We start from the raw sequence: 1280 nt of genomic DNA on the forward strand, positions 1-1280 counted from the left end.
GCGGTGAGGACGCGCAGCCAGCGCTGTCCCAGGACTTCCACCGACGACCGGTCGAACAACTCGGCCGCGAAGACGATCCGCACCGCCAGCCCGTCGACCTGCTCGGTGACGTCGAACTGTAGGTCGAACTTGGCGAGTTGCTGGTCACCGGAGACGGCCTCGGCTTCGATGCCCGGCAGGTCGAGGATCGCCTGCGCATTGTTCTGCAGGCTGAGCATGACCTGGAAGAGCGGGTGGCGGGCCATCGAGCGTACGGGTGCAAGCTCTTCGACCAGGCGCTCGAAGGGCACGTCCTGGTGGGCGAACGCCCCCAGTGCGGTCTCCCGGACGCGGCTCAGCAGTTCGCTGAAGGTGGGGTTGCCGGTGAGGTCGGTGCGCAGCACCAGGGTGTTGACGAAGAGGCCGACCAGGTCGTCGAGGTTGTCGTCGGTGCGTCCGGCGATGGGTGTGCCGATCGGGACGTCCTGCCCGGCGCCGAGCCGGGAGAGCAGCACCGCAAGCGCTGCCTGGAGCAGCATGAAGGGCGTGACGCCCTCCTCGCGGGCCAGGTCCAGCAGTTCGGTGTGGAGCTCGGCGGGGACCATGAGCTCGACCGTCTCCGCCCGGTTCGTGGCGACGGCCGGACGCGGACGGTCGAACGGCAGCGTCAGCTCCTCCGGCAGCTCGGCCAGTGCCTCCCGCCAGTACCCCAACTGCCCCGCCAGCAGGCCCTCGGGGTCCTCCTCCGACCCCAGCAGCTCGCGCTGCCAGAGCGTGTAGTCGGCGTACTGCACCGGCAACGGCGACCACGCGGGTGCCCGGCCGTCGAGGCGCGCGGTGTAGGCGGACGAGAGGTCGCGGCCGAGCGGGGCCATGGACCACCCGTCGCCCGCGATGTGGTGGACCGTCACCACCAGCACGTGGTCCTGCGGTGCGAGGGCGAACAGCTCGACCCTGACCGGGAGTTCGGTCGCGAGGTCGAAGGCCCGTCCGGTGGCGCGGGCCACGGAGGCGGCCAGCTCCGGCTCGGTGGTCTCGGTGACGGTGAGCCGGACGGTGGAGCGGTCGGCGGGGAGCACGTGTTGGTGCGGCTGCCCGTCGGTTGCGGGGAAGAGCGTGCGCAGTGCTTCGTGGCGGGTGATCAGGTCGCGGAGTGCTTCCTGGAGGGCGTCGTGGTCGAGGGTGCCGGTGAGACGGAGCACGGCCGGGATGTTGTAGGCGGCGCTGGGGCCGGTCAGTTCGCCGAGGAACCAGAGGCGTTGTTGGGCGAAGGAGAGGGGGAGGGGGCGGGGTCGTTCGGT

At 70.9% G+C, this 1280-nt stretch carries 1 protein-coding gene; it reads right to left on the reverse strand.

The genetic code is table 11. The features are described from left to right. The coding region (locus AB0D10_RS46360) for a condensation domain-containing protein (RefSeq protein ID WP_360269173.1) at positions 1-1280 on the reverse strand (1280 nt) is incomplete at both ends.

This window comes from Kitasatospora sp. NPDC048545, assembly GCF_040651155.1.
Classification (GTDB): Bacteria; Actinomycetota; Actinomycetes; order Streptomycetales; family Streptomycetaceae; genus Kitasatospora.